21 protein-coding genes are annotated in these 23,588 nt (G+C 47.5%); 6 read left to right on the top strand and 15 right to left on the bottom strand.

Annotated elements, in window-relative coordinates:
• The first annotated feature begins 150 nt into the window (after positions 1–150).
• Positions 151–1,467 carry an MBL fold metallo-hydrolase RNA specificity domain-containing protein gene (locus tag AACT18_RS04665; RefSeq protein ID WP_094125107.1) on the top strand — a complete coding sequence of 439 codons (1,317 nt, stop codon included), beginning with the start codon at positions 151–153 and terminating at the stop codon, positions 1,465–1,467.
• Positions 1,468–1,694: 227 nt separating this feature from the next.
• Positions 1,695–3,584 (top strand): methyl-accepting chemotaxis protein, encoded by a 1,890-nt coding sequence (locus AACT18_RS04660; RefSeq protein ID WP_017045419.1) that lies wholly within the window; start codon positions 1,695–1,697, stop codon positions 3,582–3,584.
• A gap of 66 nt (positions 3,585–3,650) precedes the next feature.
• On the opposite strand, the gene AACT18_RS04655 is transcribed toward AACT18_RS04660, so the two are convergent.
• Positions 3,651–4,886 (bottom strand): mechanosensitive ion channel family protein, encoded by a 1,236-nt coding sequence (locus AACT18_RS04655; protein ID WP_017045418.1) that lies wholly within the window; start codon positions 4,884–4,886, stop codon positions 3,651–3,653.
• Between the two features lie 168 nt (positions 4,887–5,054).
• The gene (locus AACT18_RS04650; RefSeq protein ID WP_017048894.1) at positions 5,055–5,981 is read right to left on the bottom strand and encodes a D-2-hydroxyacid dehydrogenase; all 927 of its coding nucleotides are present in this window, start codon (positions 5,979–5,981) and stop codon (positions 5,055–5,057) included.
• 71 nt (positions 5,982–6,052) lie between these two features.
• Between AACT18_RS04650 and AACT18_RS04645 the strand changes: the two genes are divergently transcribed.
• Complete coding sequence (locus AACT18_RS04645; RefSeq protein ID WP_094123436.1) at positions 6,053–6,640, top strand: YjaG family protein; 588 nt, start codon at positions 6,053–6,055, stop codon at positions 6,638–6,640.
• A gap of 524 nt (positions 6,641–7,164) precedes the next feature.
• Here the strand turns inward: AACT18_RS04645 and AACT18_RS04640 are convergent.
• Complete coding sequence (locus AACT18_RS04640) at positions 7,165–7,521, bottom strand: endonuclease domain-containing protein (protein WP_017042616.1); 357 nt, start codon at positions 7,519–7,521, stop codon at positions 7,165–7,167.
• Positions 7,522–7,538: 17 nt separating this feature from the next.
• Complete coding sequence (locus tag AACT18_RS04635) at positions 7,539–8,594, bottom strand: CNNM domain-containing protein (protein WP_017048893.1); 1,056 nt, start codon at positions 8,592–8,594, stop codon at positions 7,539–7,541.
• A gap of 347 nt (positions 8,595–8,941) precedes the next feature.
• Here AACT18_RS04635 and hupA point away from each other — a divergent pair, with 347 nt between their 5' ends.
• Positions 8,942–9,214 carry a nucleoid-associated protein HU-alpha gene (hupA, locus tag AACT18_RS04630; protein ID WP_010320328.1) on the top strand — a complete coding sequence of 91 codons (273 nt, stop codon included), beginning with the start codon at positions 8,942–8,944 and terminating at the stop codon, positions 9,212–9,214.
• A 42-nt stretch (positions 9,215–9,256) separates the two neighbouring features.
• Complete coding sequence (locus AACT18_RS04625) at positions 9,257–9,946, top strand: DUF1481 domain-containing protein (protein WP_017046802.1); 690 nt, start codon at positions 9,257–9,259, stop codon at positions 9,944–9,946.
• A 119-nt stretch (positions 9,947–10,065) separates the two neighbouring features.
• Here the strand turns inward: AACT18_RS04625 and purD are convergent, their stop codons facing one another.
• Both purD and purH read right to left on the bottom strand, forming a co-directional pair.
• Positions 10,066–11,361, bottom strand: coding sequence for a phosphoribosylamine--glycine ligase (purD, locus tag AACT18_RS04620; RefSeq protein ID WP_094125106.1), 1,296 nt, complete (start codon positions 11,359–11,361; stop codon positions 10,066–10,068).
• Between the two features lie 211 nt (positions 11,362–11,572).
• The gene (purH, locus tag AACT18_RS04615) at positions 11,573–13,165 is read right to left on the bottom strand and encodes a bifunctional phosphoribosylaminoimidazolecarboxamide formyltransferase/IMP cyclohydrolase (protein ID WP_094125105.1); all 1,593 of its coding nucleotides are present in this window, start codon (positions 13,163–13,165) and stop codon (positions 11,573–11,575) included.
• A 164-nt stretch (positions 13,166–13,329) separates the two neighbouring features.
• On the opposite strand from purH, the gene zntR reads away from it, so the two are divergent.
• A complete protein-coding gene (gene zntR, locus AACT18_RS04610) occupies positions 13,330–13,728 on the top strand; it encodes a Zn(2+)-responsive transcriptional regulator (RefSeq protein ID WP_017046798.1) in 399 nt (132 codons plus the stop codon).
• Positions 13,729–13,756: 28 nt separating this feature from the next.
• On the opposite strand, the gene AACT18_RS04605 is transcribed toward zntR, so the two are convergent.
• The 9 genes from AACT18_RS04605 to AACT18_RS04565 form a co-directional block, all read right to left on the bottom strand.
• A complete protein-coding gene (locus tag AACT18_RS04605) occupies positions 13,757–15,397 on the bottom strand; it encodes a methyl-accepting chemotaxis protein (protein ID WP_088721368.1) in 1,641 nt (546 codons plus the stop codon).
• A 400-nt stretch (positions 15,398–15,797) separates the two neighbouring features.
• On the bottom strand, positions 15,798–16,094 hold the full coding sequence (fis, locus tag AACT18_RS04600; RefSeq protein WP_010320338.1) for a DNA-binding transcriptional regulator Fis: 297 nt from the start codon (positions 16,092–16,094) through the stop codon (positions 15,798–15,800).
• 23 nt (positions 16,095–16,117) lie between these two features.
• The gene (gene dusB / locus AACT18_RS04595; protein ID WP_010320339.1) at positions 16,118–17,086 is read right to left on the bottom strand and encodes a tRNA dihydrouridine synthase DusB; all 969 of its coding nucleotides are present in this window, start codon (positions 17,084–17,086) and stop codon (positions 16,118–16,120) included.
• A 139-nt stretch (positions 17,087–17,225) separates the two neighbouring features.
• Positions 17,226–18,113, bottom strand: coding sequence for a 50S ribosomal protein L11 methyltransferase (gene prmA / locus AACT18_RS04590; RefSeq protein WP_013855808.1), 888 nt, complete (start codon positions 18,111–18,113; stop codon positions 17,226–17,228).
• A gap of 113 nt (positions 18,114–18,226) precedes the next feature.
• The gene (gene accC, locus AACT18_RS04585; RefSeq protein WP_013855809.1) at positions 18,227–19,573 is read right to left on the bottom strand and encodes an acetyl-CoA carboxylase biotin carboxylase subunit; all 1,347 of its coding nucleotides are present in this window, start codon (positions 19,571–19,573) and stop codon (positions 18,227–18,229) included.
• A gap of 14 nt (positions 19,574–19,587) precedes the next feature.
• Positions 19,588–20,043, bottom strand: coding sequence for an acetyl-CoA carboxylase biotin carboxyl carrier protein (gene accB / locus AACT18_RS04580; RefSeq protein WP_013855810.1), 456 nt, complete (start codon positions 20,041–20,043; stop codon positions 19,588–19,590).
• Positions 20,044–20,126: 83 nt separating this feature from the next.
• Positions 20,127–20,576: a type II 3-dehydroquinate dehydratase gene (gene aroQ / locus AACT18_RS04575; RefSeq protein ID WP_013855811.1), complete on the bottom strand. Its 450-nt coding sequence runs from the start codon at positions 20,574–20,576 to the stop codon at positions 20,127–20,129.
• Positions 20,577–20,861: 285 nt separating this feature from the next.
• Positions 20,862–22,811, bottom strand: coding sequence for an acetate--CoA ligase (gene acs, locus AACT18_RS04570; RefSeq protein ID WP_094125104.1), 1,950 nt, complete (start codon positions 22,809–22,811; stop codon positions 20,862–20,864).
• A gap of 141 nt (positions 22,812–22,952) precedes the next feature.
• Positions 22,953–23,585, bottom strand: a complete 633-nt coding sequence (locus tag AACT18_RS04565) for a 3'-5' exonuclease (protein ID WP_026027882.1) — start codon at positions 23,583–23,585, stop codon at positions 22,953–22,955.
• Positions 23,586–23,588: the final 3 nt, after the last annotated feature.

Raw genomic sequence — 23,588 nt, 5'->3', positions numbered from 1 at the left:
CGTTTTAGGGCAAAAATATTAGTGAGCTATACATCGGTTAGAATGAAACTTTGCCAGCTGCGACGAATTTTTTAACAGACTATATGTTGTGATGAATAAATAGCGCGCACTATCGATTCAATGACTCCATAAAAAATGAAAGGATTGAACATGCAGATCATCCACCACGGTGGAAAAGAGACCGTCACGGGCTCTTGTCATGAGCTGAGGCTTGGGAAGAAAGGGATTTTGGTTGATTGCGGCTTATTTCAAGGGCGTGATAGCCGACCAATGGCGATTGATTTTCCATTAACTCATCTGCAGGCGTTGTTGTTAACCCACTCGCATATTGATCACATCGGCCGTATACCTTGGTTATTAGCGGCGGGTTTTCATCAGCCTATTTATTGCACACCCGCTACCGCGGAATTACTCCCGTTAATGTTAGAAGATGGTTTAAAGCTTCAACTTGGTTTAGGGCAAGCACAGCGTACAAGAATATTAGAAAGGCTCAATAAACAAATAAAGCCGGTGAATTATGGCGTATGGCAGCGTATTTCTCGTGATTTAGACAATACTTATTTTCGCTTTACGCCAGCGGGCCATATTTTAGGATCAGCGTTTATTGAAGTGAAACTGCCAAATAATGAAATTGTCCTGTTTTCAGGGGATTTAGGCCCCAGCAACACACCGTTATTGCCAGACCCAGTCTCTCCGCCTCGCGCCGATTATCTGCTGATTGAATCAACCTACGCGAACAAAACCCACGACAATGTGCAGCTGCGGGCGCAGCGCTTAAAGGACATCATCAACCGTTCTTTGCAAGACGGTGGCACCATTTTAATTCCAGCATTCAGTGTGGGCCGAACACAAGAGCTGCTGTTTGATATTGAACAATTGATCTTCAGCGGTGAAATTGATGGCAATATTCCGATTATTTTAGATTCACCCATGGCGCAACAGGTGACGAAATCTTACCGAAAGTTTAAAAAATTGTGGGGAAAAGAGGCGAAAAAGCGTTTGGATGCGCAAAGGCATCCGCTTGCGTTTGAACAGTGTATTACCGTTCAAGATTATCGAAGCCATCAAGCATTGGTCAACCGTTTAGCCTCAACAGGGGAAGCGGCGATTGTGGTGGCAGCGTCTGGCATGTGTGAAGGTGGCCGAGTGATGGCCTATTTAAAAGCGCTGTTGCCTGATAAAAGAACCGATGTGATCTTTGCGGGCTTCCAAGCACAAGGCACTCTGGGCCGAGCAATTGCGCAAGGCGATCACTCGGTGATGATAGATGGCGATGAAGCGCTTGTGAATGCACAGGTTCACAGTATGTCGGGTTATTCTGCCCATGCCGACCAAGCCGATTTGTTGCGCTTTATTGAGGGCATTGCGACTAAGCCTAAGCAAATTCATTTGATTCATGGAGAGCCCACCACAAAGCAAGCTTTTGCTGCTACGTTGCGCAGTTTAGGTTATGAGGTGATAGATTGAGCGCAATGTTTTGCCGTGTTAATTGCATTGTTAATAGCAGTAACTTACTTTTAATAGGTGTAAAAGATTTGTATCCATTAGCAACTAAACGATAACGCTTTGTGGCTTAGACTGTGGCTTGGACTTTTTGTCGGTTAATTACGACGCAGTATGAGTGCAAAGTGAACATGTGTAGTGGGCGATTCTTACAAACAAAACCTAATCTATTTCACCAACGGGGGTGAGTTGTGAATCTATCGTTAAAAGGTAAGTTGATAATGACAAGTTTGCTTGTTGTTATTGTGATGGCGGTGGTGTTGACGTTACTGTCGGCAAATTTATTGAAAGATGAAACGGAGAGTGGCATTAAGGAAAGGGTGTATGGTATCTCGAAATCGGCAACGAGTTCGATTACCCAATGGCTGGATGTTCGTAGCAAAGTTATTAGCGCGGTGATCCCTCACACGATGAAGGAAGATTCACTGCCTTTTTTACAGCAAGCTCAGCAAGGCGCACAGTTTGATTTACTCTATTTCGGCACTGAGCAAGGCACCATGCACCGTTCTATTCCGTCTCGAGGTGCAGACAATGCAAGCTATGATCCTCGGACAAGAGGATGGTATCAAGAAGCGAAAAATAGCTCCGGCACGATATTAACTGCCGCCTATGCTGATGCGATCACGGGCGCTTTGATGGTAACGCTCGCTGAACCGATTAAGAAAGACGGACAGTTTTGGGGCGTTATTGGTGCTGATGTGTTAATTGATCAATTGGTGAAGGATGTCATTGCGATTGATGCAGGGGCAAAATCAAACGCTATGTTGATCAACCGTGATACAGGGTTAATTGTTGCACACCGTAATAAAGATTTGATTCTCAAACCGCTGGCTTCTTATAGCCCTAACCTAACGCAGCAAGTCATCGACCGCTCAATGGCAGAGAATAAAATACAAACCGTGATGGTTGGTGATGTCGAAAAATTATTATTCTTTACCGCCGTTCCTGAGACTGACTGGGTGCTCGGCATTGAGCTCGATAAAGAGGTGGAGTACACCAATATTGGCGCGCTCTTTATGCAGTTAACCTCGATATCAGTCGCCATTACAATTTTGGTCGTGATCGTGTTTTCGGCATTGGTTGGCTTCTTACTGCGTGACTTGGGCCGAGTCTCCCAAGCATTAGCGGAAATTGCAGACGGTGATGCTGACCTTACGCAGCGCATTGAACCACGTTATCAAGATGAAGTAGGCGCACTGGCGAATAACTTTAATCAGTTCGTCGGTAATATGCACGGCATGATCAAGCGCTTCCATGAAGTGTCGCAAGGGTTAACACTGCAAGCAGAAAACACCGCAGCGCAAGCCCATGAGCGTACCCGACGCATTATGGTGCAACAAGATGAAATCAACATGGTGGCCACTGCGATTAACGAAATGGCTGCCGCAACGCAAGAGATTGCAGGCAATGCAGATAATACCGCGGCCACGTCTTTGGATACGGTGAAAATTTCTAACCACGGTGTTGAGCAGGTGAAAAATACTCAACAGTCGATCAGTGAGTTGTCGAAAGAGATGACGGTAGCCAAAGAAGTCATTGAGAACTTGAACCAGCATGCACAAAACATCAATACGATCTTGTCAGCGATTCAGGGCATTGCTGAGCAAACCAACTTACTGGCACTGAATGCGGCGATTGAAGCGGCAAGGGCGGGTGAGCAAGGGCGTGGATTCGCGGTGGTAGCGGATGAAGTTCGGGTACTCAGCCAACGAACGCACAGTTCGACACAAGAAATTCAACAGACAATTGAAACCTTGCAGAAAACCACGACTCAGGCCGTGAACATCATGACTGAGAGTAGCAAGCTTTCCGAAAGTAGCGTGGAAGATGCCAACGTGGCCGCGCAAAGCTTAGTGAAAATTGGTGAAGCGGTCGGTACGATCAGTGATATGGCAACCCAAATTGCAACCGCCGCAGAAGAACAGGCGTCGGTCACTGAGGAAATTACGCGTAATACCCAAGGTATACGTGATGTGTCGGATGAACTGGCAAAAGAAGCGCAAGAAGCTTCCCAACAAGCTGAATTGCTTTCTAGCTTATCTAAAGAGCTTCAGCAAGAAATTAACCGCTTTAAACTGTAACCCTTCTCGATCACTTTACGATTAAACCTCCCCCATTAGGGGGAGGAAACTCAGGCAATGTCATGTTTACCTTGCGAGTGCTTGAAAGTCACTGCCAGTTGGCGCTTGAGAAACGCGTAGGCCGAAGTCGGGCAGTACGGAGTAAATGTGGTCAAAAATATCGGACTGAATACCTTCATACTCGACCCACACGACCGTATTGGTGAAACAATAGATCTCCAGCGCGACGCCATCGTGCGTGGGGGCCAGTTGGCGCACCATTAATGTCATGCCTTGGTGAATTTGGGGATGGTTACGCAAGTAACGTTCTAGATAGGCACGAAAACTGCCAATGTTGGTTAAGCGGCGGCCATTGATGCGGCAGGCTAAATCGAGTTGGCTCATCTGATTATAGGCGTTGAGCTCTTGTTCTTTTTCGGCCAAGTAGGGCTCTAAAAGTTGTGCTTTGCGTAGGTAGCTTTGCTCTTCTGGCGTCAGAAAGTGAATGCTATTGGCATCAATTAATACGCTGCGTTTAATGCGTCGGCCGCCTGATTCTTGCATCCCTTTCCAGTTTTTAAACGAATCAGAGATCAAGGCATAAGTCGGAATAGTGGTGATGGTTTTATCCCAGTTTTGCACTTTGACTGTGGTCAGGCTAATGTCGATGACGTTACCGTCTGCGCCATATTTGGGCATTTCTAGCCAGTCACCGACGCTTAGCATTTGGTTCGCTGAAAGCTGAATCCCCGCCACTAATCCTAAAATCGGGTCTTTAAATACCAGCATGATGACCGCCGTCATCGCACCTAAACCGCTCAGCAGTAGCACTGGTGATTTGCCAATTAAAATCGACGTTGCAAACAGTGCCGCGATAACAAATGCGATGATTTTGATGCTTTGAATAATGCCTTTGAGCGGAATGTTACGGCTGGTTGCGCTGCGATAAAGTAGCGTTTCCACCACATTGAGCAGAGCGTAACTGCTTAACAGGCCAAACAGGATAATCCACAGTAAGGTCAATGTATGTAGCAGTTCGTAAGTCGCACTGGCGTGGCTAAGCCATAACTGAGTTTGGATTGAAATGACAATCCCTTGAATTAACAAGGCAAAGCGGCTGAAAAGCTTTTTGCTAAACAGAATGTTTTGTAAAACTTGTGCGTTCGTTGTGCGCCGCTGTAGCCATAGGCTCACCCCTCGGTGCAACACTAAATGGATAACGATAGAAATAAGCGCGATAAGCCCAAGTGCTTCAGCAATCGGCAGCAGTTGTTCTAAATTAATGTTCAGTGATTGTAGCCACGAAGTGATGGCTGAAGGCATGATTTGCTCCTTGTGTCATTAGGCGATACCGTTCCTGTTTTACCGCATTAACCCGTGTTCGATGCGGCAGTGTATTCTCGACAGCAATGGCAAGTGGTTTGCGTGTCTATAGTAACATTGAGTTAAGGTTTCCCTAGGCTTAGTGCCGATTATTAACCGCTATTTGACCTAATAGCCTTTTTCAAAATCAATTCTGTTTTCAAGTTGGAACCCGTCGCGCCACAAGCCGTAATTACGGGTGAAAATCTCAACCACTTGCTCAGGAAAACTCACTGCTGCGATGTGCGGGGTAAGGCTAATGGCAGGGTGCGTCCAGAACGGGTGATCTTCGCTTAATGGCTCTTTTTCAAACACATCGAGGTAAGCGTGTTGAATGTGACCCTCTTCAATCAGTGCAATCAAATCACTCTCAACAAGGTTTTTACCGCGCCCGACATTAAACAGCAATGCATTGTGGCAATGGCTCAATGTACTTTGATTGAGTAAGCCTTTGGTGTGCGACGTGTTGGGTAACGTACTGACCACAACCTCCGCGTGGGCGAGGGCAGTAGCAAGCTCGTTAATGTGATAGGTTTTATCAAAACCCCCGTTTTTGGCTGGGATGCCAGTGCGGTTGACGCCAATCACGTGCAAACCAAAGGCTTTGGCTACTTTTGCTAAATGGCTGCCAATCGAGCCTGTGCCGAGGATCACCATGGTTTTATCATTGATCGATTGATAAGGGTGGGTCTGCCACTGTTTAGCCGCTTGTTGCTGCGCGTAGCAAGCAAAGTGGCGAAAGTGTGCAATCAGGTTGCCCAGAACGTATTCAGCAATTTGCTGGCCGAAGATGCCTTTAACGTTGGTGAGCTCATAATCTTGACGAAGTTGTGGCGACATTAAGGTGTCGACGCCTGCATATTCCGAGTGCAACCATTCCAGTTGCGGAAAATCGTCCAAATACTTTGCCGCCAGTGGTGGTGCGGCCAGCAAAATGGTTGCTTCGCTGCGATCGTCAGTGATGGCTAAGCCGCTCAACTGCGCCTGTTCAATCGCTTGTCGATAAATATCGTTGTGTTCGGTCAGAATATAGAGTTTATGAGTGAAATTGTTCATCGGCTTTGCTTTTTTCCCTGTTGGTTATCAAGTACACTTCCGCTGTCTTTTTCTGCTGCGATTGAGTGATTATGCTACAAAACCCTCTGCAGGTTCGTCTTGAGAAATTTGAACCTTGGCAACAAATTACTTTTATGGCGTGTTTGTGTGAACGTATGTACCCGAACTATGCCATGTTTTGCGACAATACTGAATTTGCTCACACGCGAGTATATCGAGATATTCTCGACAGTGTTTGGGAATTACTCACGGTAAAAAGTGCCAAAATCAATTTCGAGAACCAATTGGAGAAGTTGGAAGAGATCATTCCAAGCCCAGAAGATTTTGATGTTTACGCTGTGTACCCAGCAATTGATGCGTGTGTGGCTTTGTCTCACCTACTTCACGGCCTGCTTGATCGCGATTATCTGTATGAAAACATGCAAAAAATCAGTCAGGTGTCGGTGCTTACAGTGGCGCAGTTAGAAGAAGCGCAAACGGGCGAAGAGATCACCAACGACAATCAAAAACAAAATGAAGCGGTTTGCGCCGAATGGGATGTGCAGTGGGCTATTTTCCGCCCTCTGCGTGAAGCCGTAGAGCGAGATATTGATTTGATTAAAGACCTACGCCAAGAGCTACGCGACGAAGGCGTGAGCAACATTGGCGTGAGTTTGTAGTACACCCCCTCCTAACCTCCCCCTAGAAGGGGAGGGACTAAAAGCGCTCTCGTCTACCTTGAAGGGGAGAGACTAAAAGCATGTTCGTTTTGGGTGCTGAAATGTGCTGATTTCAGTGATCGCTTTTAAATTCCGTACATCTACCTAACTTTCCTCTAGAAGGGGAGGGACTAAAAGCACTCTCGTCTACCTTGAAGGGGACTTGAAGGGGAGAGGCTAAAAGCGTTCGTTTCGGTGCCGAAAAGTGCTGATTACAGTGATCGCTTTTAAATTTCGTACATCTACCTAACTTCCCCCTAGAAGGGGGGGCTAAAAGCGGCCTCGTCTCCCTTGAAGGGGTGAGACTAAAAGCATGTTCGTTTTGGGTGCTGAAATGTGCTGATTTCAGTGATCGCTTTTAAATTCTGTACACCCCCTCCTAACCTCCCCCCTAAAAGGGTGAGGGACTAAAAGCGTTCGTTTCGGTGCCGAAAGGTGCTGATTACAGTGATCGCTTTTAAATTCCCTCCCCTTTGAGGGGAGGGTTAGGGTGGGGTGTTTAAGTAGCGACAAATATCCTCAACAACATCATCAAGTTGTATTCGTACTTCCTCGTTTGTATACCGTAAAACACGAATGCCAAATTGCTCTAGATAATCAGTTCTTGCTTGGTCGTAGATATAAGAAGACTCGCTGAAATGAGAGTCACCATCGATTTCAATCACCAGCCGATGACTTGGCGCATAAAAATCCACGATATAAGGACCAATACCAAACTGACGGCGAAATTTAGTGCCTAGTTGTTGGCATCGTAACTTTGCCCACACACTTTGTTCTGATGCTGTAGCGTTAGTACGCAATGTTCTACGCCGCATTTTTGTCGATTTAGGATTAGATTCCATTCTATTTCCTTTATTTTTTATTCCTCATCCCTGTTTTCAATGACGCCGTGTGTTTTCTTCCAACGTTCCCAGCGCTGGTAAGCGAGCTGCTGCATGTCGGTGGTTTTATCTGCTTCATCAATGATCTCTTCACCCAGTAGGTATTCAAAAATATCCTCTAAGGTCAGAATGCCTTGTACTGTGCCGTATTCATCAACGATTAACGCCAATTGCAGCCGTTTTTGCATCATTTGATCAAACGCCTTTAATAAGCTCATTTTATTGAGCAGCGCATGAAGCGGCCTCATGACTTCTTCTAAACGTTTACTGCCTTGGCCCTTTTGTTGCAGTTTAAATAGCTCTAAGCGATGCACAAAACCGATGATGTCCTCTTTGCTTTCGCCATAAATAAGCGGACGCGAGAAGGGCGTATCTCTATGTTGCACGAGAAACTCGTCGATAGTGAGTTGCGCGCTGGCGCGAAACAAAACCGGGCGCGGTGTCATCACTTGAGTCACTGGGACGTGTTGGATAGCCAACAAGTTATTGAGTATTTTTGATTCGCCATCGGCAAACTCACCGCTTTCATTGGCCAGCATGGCCATTGCGGAGAGTTCATCACGCATTTTGGGCGCTTCATGGTGACGCGCTAAGCGTTTGGTGATCTGCTCTGAAAACCAGACAAAAGGTGTCAGCGCCCACACCATCCAGCGTAAAACCACCGCAGAAGCTGGCGCAAGTTGACGCCAATAGGTCGCACCAATGGTTTTCGGTACGATTTCCGACAATACCAAAATGCCTAGAGTTAGCACCGCAGAAAATACGCCGAGCCATTCGCTACCAAATACGACCGCCGCTTGTGCGCCTGCGCTGGCGGCACCGATGGTGTGAGCAATGGTGTTGAGCGTGAGAATCGATGCCAAGGGACGGTCAATGTCCGCTTTGAGCTTGCTTAATTTATCAGCTGAAGGATGAGCATTTTGGCGCAACTGAGCAAGGTAGCTTGGTGTGATGCTCAGTAGCACAGCTTCAAGAACCGAACAGATAAAAGAGACACCGATGGCAACGGCAATATAAACCGTAAGCAAAAACATGATTGTTCCTTAGTTTTAATCTATACCAAATCAATACTGCGTTGAGTTTGCTCCATGCCAATGTCGGTCATTGGCGGCTCTCCTGCGTAGGATTGCACTGATATATTAGGTCGCTTAAGTGACCTGAAATATCAGGTATCCAAGCATAAGTACGCTATAAATAAGGGCTTACAGCGTCAAAAACAAGCGGATATTCTTTGTCAATCAGTAACAAATTGTGAGTTATTGCTCATATTGTGGTTAAAAGTGCGGCATAGAGACAAAAGATCAGCGACAAACCTTTGCCAGACGGGGGCTTTATGTTTTAGAGTGAGGTCAATTCGATAACACATGAGAAGGGAAACCTAATGAACAAGACCCAATTAATCGACTTTATCGCTGAAAAAGCAGACTTATCTAAAGCACAAGCAAAAGCTGCTCTTGAAGCGACTTTAGGCGCAGTTGAAGGCGCTCTCAAAGAGGGTGACCAAGTTCAACTAATTGGTTTTGGTACATTCAAAGTAAACCACCGTGCAGCGCGTACTGGCCGTAACCCTAAAACAGGTGCTGAGATTCAAATCGCAGCAGCTAACGTTCCAGCATTTGTAGCCGGTAAAGCACTGAAAGATTCAGTGAAATAATTTATACTACGCCGAGATACTCTCTCGGCGTAGATTTCTCCCATGAAGAAAATTCTTTTATCCATTCTATTTCCCCTAGTCTTAGTGGGGTGCTCCTCCTCTAGCCATACGCCTAGTCTCGAACAATATTCCAATTATACCAGTGGGCAAACCATGGGTGATGCCACCAGTTTTTATTGGTATATCGAGCGTTCAGCCTCTCCAAACAGCGCCGCCGATTATGTCGCATCAGGTGATTATGGTTGGTATAAAACTAATTATCGCTGGGATGAAGGGACATTAAGAGAGCTCAAGCGTGAAGGTGAGCAGCTACAAAAGAAATCGCTCGTACCTTATTCGGTTCACTTACGTTTTAATGACGCTGGCGAGGCCATTTATCAACAATACCGTGTCGATGGAAAAATACTGCCACTCGATGAAGAGCAGCTTTCCCATTATCTGCAACAGGCACAATACCTGATCTCAGAAACCAAAAATAAAGACAACCAAGGGTTAGAACTGATTCAAGGGGTGTGGGATGGCGAAGTGTTTGAAACCTGCACGGGTCATGAATACACGCAGATGGAATTTAACCAAACGCTGCCCAGTTTTGTGGTCAGTCGTTTAGCATCATTGGATAACTACATCGCATTTTTAGGTAAAATCCGCAATAACCGTGTCTATATCGAAGAGCTATTAATGCTTGCTGATGAGAATCATGGCTGTGTCGACAAACCGCAATTGTTGAAGTGATGATTAAGTTCATCTCGAAGTGGGTTTAACACCAAGCCAATACAGAAGTATGAATATGAAGTATAAAAATAAGGCGCTCAATGAGCGCCTTATTGGATCATAACCTAGCTTTGTCGTTGTTATTTTGTTGTCTGTTGTTCACGAGCTATCGCGCGGTAGCCAATATCGCTGCGATAGAATATGCCATCCCAGTTGACCTGTTTGGCTAATTGGTAAGCGCGCTGCTGCGCTTGTGAAACCGTGTTACCCAGTGCGGTTGCGCATAACACGCGACCACCGTTGGTGATGACTTCTCCAGCTTGGTCGCTTGTGCCTGCGTGGAAGATTTTCTCACCTGCGACTTCTTGCGTTGGTAAGCCAGAAATAACATCCCCTTTCGCGTAGTCGGCAGGGTAACCGCCAGCGGCCAAAACAATACCGATAGAAGCGCGTGGGTCCCATTTTGACTCCACTTGATCGAGTTTGCCTTCCAGTGCGGCAAAGCAGAGTTCGACCAAATCCGATTGCATCCGCATCATGATCGGCTGAGTTTCAGGGTCACCAAAGCGGCAGTTGTACTCAATCACTTTCGGTGTGCCTTGTGCGTCAATCATCAGCCCAGCGTACAGAAAACCTGTGTAAGGGTTGCCTTCTGCCGCCATACCGCGCACCGTTGGATAAATCACCTCTTGCATCACGCGCTCATGGATCTCGGGCGTGACCACCGGAGCTGGCGAGTAAGCGCCCATGCCGCCAGTATTGGGGCCAGTGTCTTTATCACCGACGCGTTTATGATCTTGGCTGGTGGCCATAGGGAGAACATTTACGCCATCGACCATGACAATGAAGCTCGCTTCTTCTCCATCTAAGAACTCTTCAATCACCACGCGGCTGCCTGCATCGCCAAAGGTATTGCCTGCGAGCATATCTTGAATCGCGTCTTCGGCCTCTTGCAGCGTTATCGCCACAATGACCCCTTTGCCAGCGGCAAGGCCATCGGCTTTGACCACAATCGGCGCGCCTTGCTGGCGGACGTATGCCAAAGCAGGTTCAATTTCTGTGAAATTAGCGTAAGCCCCAGTAGGAATATGATGACGAGCTAAGAAATCTTTGGTGAACGCTTTAGAGCCTTCGAGCTGCGCTGCTGCTTGCGTCGGGCCAAAGATGGGTAAATCCGCCTTACGGAAAGCATCCACCACGCCAAGCACTAAGGGTGTTTCTGGGCCAACAATGGTCAGTTCAATACGTTTTTCTTGAGCAAAAGCGACCAAACCAGCAATGTCTTCCACTGCAATGTTGACGTTCTCAAGTTTAGGCTCAAGCGCTGTGCCCGCATTACCCGGAGCAACAAAGACAGTTTTAACATTTGGGTTTTGAGCGACTTTCCAACCCAGAGCGTGCTCACGACCGCCAGCACCTATAATCAGAATGTTCATCTATGAGTATCCTTTAACGTATAGAGTTTGTTTGTTGCCATTTACCCCCTCCTAACCTCCCCCTAAAAGGGGGAGGAACTTGGAGAACAATACTTCTTCCTAAAAGTTAGGTGAGGTCACTTCGTTCTATTCTCCCTCCCCTAAAGGGAAGTAAGGTCATTTCGTTCTGTTCCCTCCCCTTTTAGGGGAGGGCTAGGGTGGGGTAAGGTTTTTAGTGACGGAAGTGACGCATACCAGTAAAGATCATCGCCATGCCGTGTTCATCGGCGGCGGCAATCACTTCGTCATCGCGCATCGAACCGCCCGGTTGAATCACACACTTGATGCCCGCTTGCGCCGCGGCATCAATGCCGTCACGGAATGGGAAGAAGGCATCAGAAGCCATCACACATCCTTCGACTTGCAAGCCTTCATCGGCCGCTTTAATGCCCGCAATTTTGGCTGAATAAACGCGGCTCATTTGGCCTGCGCCCACGCCAACAGTCATGTCATCTTTTGAGTAAACAATCGCGTTTGATTTGACGTACTTAGCCACTTTCCAGCAGAAAAGAGCATCTTTGCTCTCTTCTTCACTCGGCTGGCGCTTGGTTACGATTTTGAGATCATCAAGGCTAACCATGCCTTGATCGCGATCTTGCACTAGCAAGCCACCATTGACGCGTTTCACGTCAAAGCCCGTGGTTTTCGCTGACCACTCACCGCACTCAAGCAGGCGCACGTTTTTCTTCGCCGCAACCACTTCAATCGCTTCCGCTGAAACGGTTGGTGCGATGATCACTTCAACAAACTGGCGCTCAACAATCGCCGCTGCGGTTTGTGCGTCTAGCTCGCGGTTGAACGCGATGATGCCACCAAAGGCAGACGTTGGGTCGGTTTGGTAAGCGCGGTTGTAAGCTTGAAGAATATCGCTGCCCAAGGCAACGCCACATGGGTTGGCGTGTTTGACAATCACACACGCTGGCTCAGAGAACTCTTTCACACACTCAAGAGCGGCGTCGGTATCGGCGATGTTGTTGTAAGAGAGCGCTTTACCTTGGAGTTGGCGTGCAGTAGAGACTGACGCTTCCTCTGGGTTGGCTTCAACATAGAAAGCGGCCGCTTGGTGACTGTTCTCACCGTAACGCATGTCTTGTTTTTTCAGGAATTGTTGGTTGAAGGTGCGCGGGAATTTGCTCTCTTCATCACCTTCTTTGTTCTCTCCATAGGATGGAACCATAGTGCCGAAGTAGTTGGCGATCATGCCATCGTAAGCAGCGGTGTGTTCAAAAGCGGCAATCGCAAGGTCAAAACGTGTTTCGAGTGTTAGGGAATTGTCGTTCGCATCCATCTCGGCAATGACACGGTCGTAGTCATATGCATTCACCACTATGGTCACATCTTTGTGGTTTTTCGCCGCAGAACGCACCATAGTTGGCCCACCAATGTCGATATTTTCTACCGCATCAGCTAGGGTACAACCTGCTTTAGCAACGGTTTCGGCAAACGGGTAAAGGTTGACGACCACCATATCAATCGGCTTAATACCGTGTTGTTGCATGATGTCGTCATCTTGACCGCGGCGGCCCAGCACGCCACCGTGTACTTTCGGGTGCAATGTTTTTACGCGACCGTCCATCATCTCAGGAAAACCGGTGTAGTCAGAAACTTCTGTAACAGCAATACCTTGGTCTGCTAATAAGCGAGCGGTGCCACCAGTAGAAAGAATATCGACACCTCGCTTCGCGAGAGCTTGAGCGAACTCAACAATGCCGGTTTTGTCTGATACGCTGATCAATGCGCGGTGAATAGGACGAGCGTTATTCATGCTTCGGTCTTCCTCAAATCATGGAGTTAATGGGAAATTTGATGGCGCACATTCTAACCAAACAATCATCAAAAAGCTCGCGCAATCGTTTGGCATCGCAAATTTTTTTATAAAAACGGCGATATTGGGTATCAAACGTAATAAAAACGTTAAAGGAGAATGAGATGTTTCAAATTGGAGAGCTCGCCAAACGCTGTAAAGTTTCAACCGATACGCTGCGTTTTTATGAAAAAAATGCGCTAATAAAACCGGCGGGACGCAGTGAGTCTGGTTATCGTTTATATAATCAAAAAAATCAGCAGCAGGTGAGTTTTATTCTCAAAGCCAAAGAGCTAGGGCTCAGTTTGGATGAGATCAAAGAGTTACTGGAAATAAAGCTGGAAGCGACCGAACACAGCTGTGCAGAAGTGAAATCGATCACCAGCGCTAAGCTGGTGGTGATTGATCAAAAAATCGCCGAGTTAACGGCGATTCGTCAAGCGCTAAAAAAAATCAACGATGCGTGCTGCGGTCATATAGACGACAACGCCAGCCACTGCTCAATTTTAGCGGCATTGGAGTGATCTCATCAGCCGATAAGGCGTGAGTTGCTCACACTTTAAAATGGCTAATGCTCTGTTTCAGTTGTTGGCCACTGTCTGAGAGATATTGACTGGCTGTCGACACTTGATCGGCTTGGGCTGCAGCTTGGGAGCTGTGCTCGGCAATATGAGTCAGATTGCGATTAATCTCTTCTGTAGCGGTGGTTTGCTGGGCGCTTGCCTCAGCAATATGTTCATTGAGTGAGAGAATCTGTTTTACTTGCTCGTCGATCTCATTGAGTACTTGCTGAGCTAAAACGGCTTGTTGCTGTGTGGCGGTTGATTGTTGCTGCGTTTGAGCCATAAATTCTCCCAGCTCTTTTGCGCGAGCCTGTAATCTATTGATTATCTGCTCTATCTCGTTGGTGCTGGTTTGAGTACGCGTTGCCAGCGCCCGTACTTCATCCGCGACGACCGCAAAGCCTCGCCCTTGTTCACCAGCACGTGCTGCTTCAATCGCCGCATTCAGGGCCAATAAGTTGGTTTGTTCAGCTATCCCTTGGATGACCGCCAGTATCGCTCCGACATCTTGTGTCTCTTTCGCGAGGTTTTTAGTGGTGGTGTCAGTGGTGGTCAGTAGTGCAGACAAGGAGTCCATAAAATCAGAAGCTTTGCCAATCACCGAGCTGCCTTCTTTGCCTTTGCTGCTGGCCGTATGCGCGGCTTTCGCGGCACTACTCGCCGCATTAGCCACTTCTTGATTACTCGCATGCAGTTCGTTCATCGCTGATGCAACCGTATCGACGGATTGCTGCTGCTCTAAGGCTTTGATTGAGGCATGTTGTGAGAGTTGAGTAAGCTCATTTGCCGAGTGGTTAACATTGTCGGTGATCGGTGTGATATTGGTAATAGTATGACGAATCTTCTCTGTGAACTCATTGAAGGCTTGCGCTATGTGTGACAGCTCATCACTACCTTGCACAGAGAGCTGTTTGGTTAAATCACCGTCGCCTTTGGCGATTTCTTCGAGTGCCTGTTTGGTTTCTTCACACGGTTTAGTGATGCTATTTCCTATCACTACTGAAAGAATCAGCATCACAATAATGACGATGCTAAGAATGAGCAATATCGATTGTAGGCGTTGCCAAATCAACGCATTGACATCGTCGATGTAGACTCCAGAACCGAGGATCCAACCCCAAGGTTTAAATAATTTTACATAAGAGATTTTACCCACATCGACGCTAGAACCTGGTTTGGGCCACATATAGTCGACAAAGCCTTCACCCTGCTGTTTAGCGACTTTAGTAAATTCTACAAACAGTTTTTTTCCGGTCGGGTCTGCGGCATTGGAGAGATCTTTACCGTCCAATTGGGGCTTCATTGGGTGCATGATCATACTTGGCTGAAGGTCGTTGATCCAAAAATAATCATCAGCCTCGTAGCGCAGTTTCGCGATGGCTTGTTTGGCTTGAGTCTGTGCTTGCTGCTCGGACAAGGTGCCATCGATTTGTAATTGGTGGAAGTAGCTTAATACGCCGTATCCTGTTTCGACGATGTGGCGAGTTTTCGTCTGTTTTGATTGCATTAAATCGTGTTGATAACTATTGAGCATGGAGACAAATGGGATCAACAGTAGCAGTGTGGTGACCGTGGTCAGCAGGTATAAACGCGTTCTAATTTTGGTCTGGCGCAAGTTCAGTAAGCTCATTGACGTCACTCCTTGTCAATCTTCCGAGTGGTTTTATCATTATAGGCCCATTTGACTTGGTGTTTAGATTGTTGCGTCGCCGAGCTCATCTTAGTCACTCCATTTTTGGGGGGATAAAGCCTTACTCATTGTATGCACTGTTCACGACAAGTGATTTGGGGATCGGTCGGTAAATTTCCATCACATGCACAATGTAACCAGTTTGTTGCGGTCGCGTAAATGCGACAACAGAAGAAGAGAGAGCCCGCTCAAACAATCAGATCTCTTTATTGCATTAATGCAAAGTAAAGCCGCCCGTTGATATTTTAGTTATCCGTTGGGTGAAAATGAAAAAACCGAGCGCAGAGGCTCGGTTTTAAAAGCGATGGTATCTAGTTGCTAGATTTGTGCAGTAGCTAGATTAGTTCATGCCGTATTTTTTTAGCTTCTTACGAAGAGTGCCGCGGTTGATGCCCATCATGGTTGCTGCGCGAGTTTGGTTACCGCGAGTGTACTGCATGATGGTGTCGAGTAGTGGCTGTTCAACTTCAGCAAGAACTAACTCGTATAGTTCTGTCACTTCTTGGCCGTTTAACTGCGCAAGGTAGTTTTTAAGAGATGCTTTAACTGAATCACGTAGTGGCTTTTGCGTGATTTGATCTTGTGAAGTTACGGTTGTTACTGTGAAAGCTTCTGAAGTCAGGTTTTGTTCGAACATATGCGGTCTAGCTCTTCTCTTAATTATGATGCAACGTTATCAAAATAACCTTCGAGCGCGTCAATTTGCAGCGGTGCTGCGTCAATAGCGTTGAAGGTACGGCGAAACTCACTCGCTTGTTCATGTTCTTTCAGATACCAACCCACATGCTTACGAGCGATGCGAGGGCCTAAATACTCACCATAGAAACTGTGGAGAGCCTGTACATGACCAAGCATAATATCTTTCACTTCCGCAGCCGGAAGTTCAGACATCGTGGTGCCGTTTTCCAAATAGTGTTGGATTTCTTGGAAAATCCACGGGCGACCTTGGGCAGGGCGTCCAATCATTAAAGCGTCAGCGCCGGTGTAATCCAGCACGTATTTCGCCTTCTCTGGGCTATCGATATCACCGTTAGCAATAACCGGAATAGAGATGGCGTTTTTCACCGCTTTAATGCTGTCGTATTCGGCCTCGCCTTTGTACATACACGCTTTGGTTCTGCCATGCAGGGCTAAAGCTTGTATGCCGCAGTCTTCGGCTAATTTAGCGATGTAGACACAGTTTTTGTTGTCTGTGTCCCAGCCAGTACGGGTCTTTAATGTCACTGGGACATCAACGGCGTTCACCACCGCTTTCAAGATCTGTTCAATCGTCTCCGGAAATTGGAGTAAGGCTGAACCCGCTAGCTTTTTATTCACCTTTTTTGCTGGGCAACCCATGTTGATGTCGATGATCTGAGCACCGTTCTCAACACTAAATTGGGCTGCATCGGCCATAAGCTGTGGGTCGGCTCCCGCAATTTGTACCGAGCGAATGCCCGATTCGCCCTCATGTACCATACGTTGCATCGACTTTGACGTATTCCATAGAGCAGGATTAGAGGACATCATTTCACTGACGGCCATGCCTGCTCCATAGCGAAGACACAACTCTCGAAATGGTCTGTCAGTCACTCCTGCCATAGGGGCAACGATAAGATTGTTCTTAAGTTGATAGTTTCCGATTTTCAAAACGTCATCACAGTTCTGTACCAGCAAGGGCGCGCATTTTACGCATTTTTTTACTGCGTGAAAAGACTAATATTTGAGCATTTACAATTTGTTTTAGTAAATCGTATAAAATACAGTCTATTAGCACGCAAAGTCTTATCTAGCCTTGCTTGCGACCCGAGATGCGGCACCACTCATTGAGCTCAATTATCGGGTCAATGTGAAGCTCGTCACGATAATGGTTGGCAACTTCTTCGGCTTGAGTGTCCAAAACACCGGACATCGCAAGTTGGCCATTGGGCTTAAGTAACCCTTTGATCACACCATTCAGGTCACGCAGTGGGCCGGCCAAAATGTTGGCCACAACCACGTCAGCGATTAAGCCTTCAGGTTGATCTTGTGGCAAATACACTTCAAGTTGGTCAGCTACGCCATTGCGTCCTGCGTTGTCGTTAGAAGCAAGCAGTGCTTGTGGGTCGATATCAATACCGACGACTTTGGCTGCGCCCAATTTGATCGCTGCAATGGCTAGGATGCCTGAACCACAACCAAAATCGATGACGGTTTTGCCTGTCAGATCGAGCCCTTCGAGCCACTCTAAACATAATGCGGTCGTCGGGTGAGTGCCTGTACCGAATGCAAGGCCCGGGTCGAGCATTACGTTGACAGCGTCAGGTTCTGGGATTTCACGCCAGCTTGGGCAAATCCACAAACGTTGACCAAATTTCATCGGGTGGAAGTTGTCCATCCATTCACGTTCCCAGTCTTTATCTTCGAGCTGTTCAACTTTGTAGGCAAAGTCATCACTCAGCAGTTTGCTTGAGCGAATTTGGTCAATGATCCATGCGCTATCGGCTTCGGCATCATATAGCGCTAGCACGTCAGTATCGCCCCAAAGGCGAGTTTCGCCCGGAAGCGGTTCAAAAACAGGGGTGTCGTGAGCATCAAGAAAAGTGACGGATACTGCGCCCGTCTCTTCCATCAGCATGTCGCCAATTGGCTCGGCATTGGCGTTAGTTGCGTTCAGTTTAATTTGAATCCAAGGCATGTCAGTTGCTCTGTTATGTCGTCAGTTGGCGCAGAGTTTAGCAGAAACTGACTCGGCTGCCGAAAACAAAAATGCTCACCGAAGTGAGCATTTGGTCTCTCGCGACGCGAAAATTAGTGCTGTAAACCCAATTTCTTCTCAAGGTAGTGGATGTTCGCTCCACCGTGTTGGAAGTTCTCATCTTGCATGATCGATTGCTGCAAGGTGATGTTGGTTTTAATGCCATCGACGATCATTTCGTTTAACGCATTTTTCATGCGCGCAATCGCCACGTCACGGTTTTCACCGTAAGTGATGAGCTTGCCGATCATTGAATCGTAATGTGGCGGCACTGTGTAGCCAGCATAAATGTGCGATTCCCAACGAACGCCCATACCGCCCGGAGCGTGAAAACGTTCAATTTTGCCCGGTGAAGGGAGGAAACGAACCGGATCTTCCGCGTTGATACGGCATTCAATTGCATGGCCACGGATCTTGATGTCATCTTGGGTAAACGACAGTGGTTGACCTGCGGCGACGCGAAGCTGTTCTTTGATGAGGTCAACGCCAGTGACCATTTCAGTGACTGGGTGCTCAACTTGAATACGCGTGTTCATCTCAATGAAGTAGAACTCGCCGTTTTCGTATAGGAACTCAAACGTACCGGCACCACGATAGCCAATTTCGAGACAAGCGCGTGTACAACGTTCACCAATGTATTTACGCATCTCTTCGGTAATGCCTGGTGCTGGAGCTTCTTCAACCACTTTTTGGTGGCGACGCTGCATTGAGCAGTCACGTTCACCAAGGTGAATCGCGCCACCTTGACCATCCGCAATAATTTGTACTTCAACGTGACGTGGGTTTTCTAGGAATTTTTCCATGTAAACCATGTCATTGTTGAACGCCGCTTTGGCTTCGGCACGTGTCATTGCGATCGCTTGGGTTAGTTCATTTTCGCTACGAACCACGCGCATACCACGACCGCCGCCGCCGCCAGAAGCTTTGATGATCACAGGGTAGCCAATGCGTTTCGCATGAGCTTTGTTTTTAACTTCATCGCCATCAAGTGGGCCGTCAGAACCCGGCACACAAGGAACGCCCGCTTTTTTCATTGCGCTGATGGCTGACACTTTGTCACCCATCATGCGAATGGTATCGGCTTTCGGGCCAACAAAAATGAAGCCTGAACGCTCGACTTGTTCAGCAAAGTCGGCGTTTTCAGAAAGAAAACCGTAACCGGGGTGAATTGCTACTGCGCCAGTTACTTCTGCTGCAGAAATAATGCGTGGAATGTTTAAGTAGCTGTCAATACCACGTGCTGGGCCAATACAGATGGTTTCGTCGGCCAGCAGTACGTGTTTTAAATCACGATCGGCAGTGGAGTGCACGGCAACAGTTTTGATGCCAAGCTCTTTACATGCGCGCAGAATACGAAGTGCAATTTCACCTCGATTCGCGATGACTAATTTATCTAACATAAAGCAAACCTCGATTATTCGATAACAACAAGCGGTTGGTCGAATTCAACGGTCTGGCCGTCTTCAAGTAGGATTGCCGTAACGATACCTGCTTTATCGGCTTCGATTTGGTTCATCATTTTCATCGCTTCAACGATGCATAGTGTGTCACCGACTGAAACACTTTGACCGACTTCGATGAACGCTTTTGAATCTGGACTTGGTGAGCGGTAGAAAGTACCGACCATTGGCGAAAGTACTTGGTGACCTTTTGGCGCTACAGGCGCGGCGGCTTCAGCCGTTGGCGCAGGGGCAGCGACTGGCGCGGCTTGTTGTGCTGGCGCTGGTGCAGCGTAATGCATCTGAGCCATCTGTACTGGCGCAGTGTTACGACTGATGCGTACCGATTCTTCACCTTCAGAGATTTCTAGTTCAGAAATGCCAGATTCTTCTACCAGTTCGATAAGCTTCTTGATTTTACGAATATCCATCTTTTCTTTCTCTTTATCTTGTGAATACGTCAGCCCTTAAGGTTGGGCCGTAGAGTGTTTGTTTATCGTTGATCGTCTGTGGGTTATTTTGCCTGTAGCGCTTTTATGGCAGCTGCAAGAGCAAATTCATAACCTTGTGCACCTAACCCGCAAATCACCCCTTGCGCCTTATCCGACAGATAGGAGTGGTGGCGAAAAGGTTCACGTGCGTGAACGTTGGATAGATGCACTTCAATAAATGGGATGGCGACACCCAATAACGCATCGCGCAGTGCCACACTGGTGTGCGTCAATGCGGCGGGATTAATGATGATGAAGTCGACCTTGCCGTAAGCGGCATGGATGGCTTCGATCAGCTCATATTCGCGGTTCGATTGAAGATGTTCTAACTCAATATCTGCTTTTTGCGCTTGTTCGCGTAATGTCTCGACAATGTGCGCTAAGGTGTCAGAACCATAATGTGCAGGTTCACGTAGCCCTAACAGGTTAAGATTCGGCCCATTTAAGACCAGAATGCGAGATTTAGCAGTCATTGTGTCGACATCTCCCTATATCGTGAAACGAATATTAATATTCCCATATTATTCTTAGGTCAGAGTGAATTTTTCGTCAAAAATTCCCTGAATTTAAGAAATTGCCCAAGATTATAGCTAATTCAGCGCAAATGGCAGCAATTTACTGGTCTTATCAGATAGTTTACTCATTTAATTCTGCAACCGAGTTAACAGAATGAGAAGAACTGAGAGGGAAAGAAAAAGCCGCCACAAGTGTGACGGCTTAATCATCTCAATGCCTCGCGGCAGGTAGAATCGTTAGCGTTAAGACAATTCTGCTTTTTCGGCGATCAATTTATCCACTACGCTAGGATCGGCCAGTGTTGAGGTATCACCCAAGTTGCTGGTGTCGCCGGTGGCGATTTTACGCAAAATACGACGCATGATTTTGCCAGAACGGGTTTTGGGCAGTGAATCGGTCCAGTGGAGTACATCGGGCGTTGCTATAGGGCCAATCTCTTTTCGTACCCAATCTTTGACCTCTTTGTGCAACTCGGCACTGGGGTAAACGCCATCATTTAAGGTGATGTAAGCATAAATGGCTTGGCCTTTAATATCGTGTGGCACGCCGACAATTGCCGCTTCTGCAATTTTATCAAAAGCAACCAAAGCTGATTCAATTTCCGCGGTGCCCATGCGGTGGCCTGAAACGTTTAACACGTCATCCACGCGGCCCGTTATCCAGTAGTAGCCATCCTCATCGCGGCGTGCGCCATCACTGGTGAAATACATGCCTTTGAAGGTTGAAAAATAGGTTTGTTCAAAACGGTCATGATCGCCATAAACGGTGCGCATTTGGCCCGGCCATGAATCTAAAATAACCAAGTTACCTTCGGCAACCCCTTCAATGATGTTGCCCATGTTATCGACCAAGGCTGGTTGCACGCCAAAGAATGGCCGTGTGGCCGAACCCGGTTTAAGTGCCGTCGCGCCCGGCAGTGGCGTAATTAAAATGCCACCCGTTTCGGTTTGCCACCATGTATCGACAATCGGTGATTTTTCGTTACCGATGGTTTTGTAGTACCACTCCCACGCTTCTGGGTTAATTGGTTCTCCCACCGAACCCATAATGCGCAAACTGGCGCGTGACGTCTCTTTGACGGCTTCATTGCCTTTCGCCATCAAGGCGCGAATAGCGGTCGGCGCAGTGTAAAGAATGTTAACTTGGTGTTTATCCACCACTTGACTCATGCGGTTGGTGTCTGGGTAGTTGGGAACCCCTTCAAACAGAACGGTTTTTGCACCATTGGCCAAAGGACCGTAAACCAAGTAGGTGTGGCCAGTGATCCAGCCCACATCGGCGGTACACCAAAACACTTCGCCCGGCTGATAGTCAAACACATATTTGAAGGTCATCGCCGCGTAAACAAGGTAGCCACCGGTTGTGTGCAGCACACCTTTGGGTTTACCCGTTGAACCAGAGGTGTAGAGGATGAAGAGGGGATCTTCCGCTTTCATGGCTTCGGCTGGGCAGTGGTCGGAAGCTTTTGCGGTTGCTTCATGCCACCACACATCACGATGTTCGTGCCAGTCAATTTGGCCACCAGTGCGTTTAAAGACGATCACTTTGCTGATGTTTTTCACTTCAGGGTGGGTCAAGGCTTCATCTACGTTTTTCTTCAAGGGCACAGCGCGACCGCCACGTACACCTTCGTCGGCGGTGATGACTATTTTGGAATCGGAATCAATGATGCGACCGGAAAGGGCTTCCGGTGAAAAGCCACCAAACACCACAGTATGCACTGCGCCTATTCGAGTACAAGCGAGCATCGCAACGGCTGCTTCTGGCACCATTGGCATGTAAAGACAGACCACATCTCCTTTGCGAACTCCTTGATCTTTTAACACATTAGAAAAGCGACACACTTGTTGATGGAGTTCTTTAAAGGTGAGGGTTTTATCGTCAGCCGGATCGTCACCTTCCCAGATAATCGCCACTTCATCACCACGAGTGGCAAGGTGGCGATCGATGCAGTTGGCGGAGACGTTTAATGTGCCATCTTCAAACCAGCGAATATCTACATGGCCAGTATCAAACGAGGTTTGTTTCACTTGAGTGAAAGGCTTAATCCAATCCACAATCTTGCCGTGTTCACTCCAGAAGCCTTCTGGGTCGGTCACTGATTGTTGGTACATCGCTAGGTAAGTGTCATTATCCGCATGTGTTTTGGCTTTGATGTTCTCTTTTACCGGATAAACGTGGGCTTCACTCATTGCTTTTCTCCTTGTGAATTTGAACAATTTCCCTGTTGATTGGCGATCAAATTGCGCTGAAAGGAAAATCTGTATGTGGGTAACTGTCAGTCAGAGTGCGATTTTCTACAATTAGACTTTAGGATGAGTGTGGGGTAAGTGCTAGCGCGAGTAAGGTGCAACAAAGGGAGGCAGATCACCTTTGGTCAAGCGCACAAACACTAATGCCGCAGCGATGGCATCTTGCAGCGCGTCGTGTTTATCCTGCATCGGCAAGTCGAGATGGCGACAAATCGCCTCTAAGCTGAGGTCGATGTACGCGTTCGGCAGCATTCTCTCTAACTGATCATGATAGATTTGACTTACTTCGATGAGAGCATTGGGCAGTGGAAAGCCTAAATGTCGCCGACAAGCGAGGTCGAGGATTTTTTTGTCATAACGAATGTGATAGCCCACTAAAGGTCGGTTGCCGATAAAGTCTAATAGGTGAGTGATGGCCTCTTGCTCGTCGATGCCATCGACCAGATCTTGATGGCGAATTTTGTGGATTTTGACTGAACCCGAGTCGAGCGATTGTGGCGCGCTCAAACGCACTTCAAATGGCTGGCTGGTTAAAATGCGGTTGTCGATGATTTTGGTGGCGGCAATCGTCACTAACTCGGCGCGATTCGGGTCAAGGCTGGTGGTTTCGCAATCGAGCGACACATATTCCCCTTGCATCGGCGTCGCAAACAACGGCTGATAAGGCGAGTCTTTCAGCTTGTGAAACCAATAATGGCGTGTAAACCAATTCAATTG

The organism is Vibrio sp. V04_P4A5T148 (assembly GCF_963875605.1).
Classification (GTDB): Bacteria; Pseudomonadota; Gammaproteobacteria; order Enterobacterales; family Vibrionaceae; genus Vibrio; species Vibrio anguillarum.
The sequence above is the reverse complement of the archived record's forward strand: the minus strand, read 5'-3'. Positions and strand labels throughout refer to the sequence as shown.

What these genes read in the sequence shown, in the direction of transcription:
- zntR (WP_017046798.1), top strand. Translation starts at nt 13,330, where the DNA reads ATGTTTCAAATTGGAGAGCTCGCCAAACGCTGTAAAGTTTCAACCGAT.
- AACT18_RS04665 (WP_094125107.1), top strand. Translation starts at nt 151, where the DNA reads ATGCAGATCATCCACCACGGTGGAAAAGAGACCGTCACGGGCTCTTGT.
- fis (WP_010320338.1), bottom strand. Translation starts at nt 16,094, where the DNA reads ATGTTCGAACAAAACCTGACTTCAGAAGCTTTCACAGTAACAACCGTA.
- purD (WP_094125106.1), bottom strand. Translation starts at nt 11,361, where the DNA reads ATGAACATTCTGATTATAGGTGCTGGCGGTCGTGAGCACGCTCTGGGT.
- AACT18_RS04655 (WP_017045418.1), bottom strand. Translation starts at nt 4,886, where the DNA reads ATGCCTTCAGCCATCACTTCGTGGCTACAATCACTGAACATTAATTTA.
- aroQ (WP_013855811.1), bottom strand. Translation starts at nt 20,576, where the DNA reads ATGACTGCTAAATCTCGCATTCTGGTCTTAAATGGGCCGAATCTTAAC.
- hupA (WP_010320328.1), top strand. Translation starts at nt 8,942, where the DNA reads ATGAACAAGACCCAATTAATCGACTTTATCGCTGAAAAAGCAGACTTA.
- accC (WP_013855809.1), bottom strand. Translation starts at nt 19,573, where the DNA reads ATGTTAGATAAATTAGTCATCGCGAATCGAGGTGAAATTGCACTTCGT.
- acs (WP_094125104.1), bottom strand. Translation starts at nt 22,811, where the DNA reads ATGAGTGAAGCCCACGTTTATCCGGTAAAAGAGAACATCAAAGCCAAA.
- AACT18_RS04625 (WP_017046802.1), top strand. Translation starts at nt 9,257, where the DNA reads ATGAAGAAAATTCTTTTATCCATTCTATTTCCCCTAGTCTTAGTGGGG.
- AACT18_RS04605 (WP_088721368.1), bottom strand. Translation starts at nt 15,397, where the DNA reads ATGAGCTTACTGAACTTGCGCCAGACCAAAATTAGAACGCGTTTATAC.
- accB (WP_013855810.1), bottom strand. Translation starts at nt 20,043, where the DNA reads ATGGATATTCGTAAAATCAAGAAGCTTATCGAACTGGTAGAAGAATCT.
- AACT18_RS04640 (WP_017042616.1), bottom strand. Translation starts at nt 7,521, where the DNA reads ATGGAATCTAATCCTAAATCGACAAAAATGCGGCGTAGAACATTGCGT.
- purH (WP_094125105.1), bottom strand. Translation starts at nt 13,165, where the DNA reads ATGAATAACGCTCGTCCTATTCACCGCGCATTGATCAGCGTATCAGAC.
- prmA (WP_013855808.1), bottom strand. Translation starts at nt 18,113, where the DNA reads ATGCCTTGGATTCAAATTAAACTGAACGCAACTAACGCCAATGCCGAG.
- AACT18_RS04645 (WP_094123436.1), top strand. Translation starts at nt 6,053, where the DNA reads ATGCTACAAAACCCTCTGCAGGTTCGTCTTGAGAAATTTGAACCTTGG.
- AACT18_RS04635 (WP_017048893.1), bottom strand. Translation starts at nt 8,594, where the DNA reads ATGTTTTTGCTTACGGTTTATATTGCCGTTGCCATCGGTGTCTCTTTT.
- AACT18_RS04650 (WP_017048894.1), bottom strand. Translation starts at nt 5,981, where the DNA reads ATGAACAATTTCACTCATAAACTCTATATTCTGACCGAACACAACGAT.